Consider the following 557-nt stretch of genomic DNA (forward strand, 5'->3'; position numbering starts at 1 on the left):
TGGTCGATCTTTTTTATATCGACCTTGATGCCGTCTACCGCATTGATTATCAGGTTTCCGTTGGCCACCATCTGCGTCTGGCGCAGCGTCTCATCCGTCTGCCCCTTGCCCTTGGCACTGGTCCACGCCAGGTCGCCCTTACTCTTTTCGTGACTCTCCTGATGCATGTCCTTGACGGCTTCGAACGTCACCGCACCGCCGCTTTCTATTGTGAGGTCGCGGCCTGACTCCAGGGCGGCGCCCTGGTACAACTGGTCACCGCCGCTCACCAGGGTCAGGTCACCCCCGCTGGTGACCACGCTGCCCACCGCCTTTACATCGGTGACTTCGTCACGCTGGGTCTTCTTGCTGCCCCAGCTGCCTTTCTTGTTCATGTCGTACAGCGAGTACTCGCTGTCGTTGGCGGCCAGTAGCTGCAGGGTATTGCCGGCGGAGATGTAGGCCTCGCCGCCCGCCGTGGCCTTGCTGGCAACCATCAGCAGGTTGTCGCCGGCCTCGATGCTGAGCGAGCCGCCGGCAGTCAGTTCGGCCGCCTGCTGGCGCACGCTGTCGTGCTG

General features: G+C 62.3%; 1 protein-coding gene. It reads right to left on the bottom strand.

The window, feature by feature from the left end:
- The coding region (locus tag QMX96_RS26705; protein ID WP_282362725.1) for a hemagglutinin repeat-containing protein at positions 1 to 557 on the bottom strand (557 nt) is incomplete at both ends.

This window comes from Pseudomonas sp. PS01300 (genome assembly GCF_029960155.1).
In the GTDB taxonomy this organism is placed as follows: domain Bacteria; phylum Pseudomonadota; class Gammaproteobacteria; order Pseudomonadales; family Pseudomonadaceae; genus Aquipseudomonas; species Aquipseudomonas palmensis.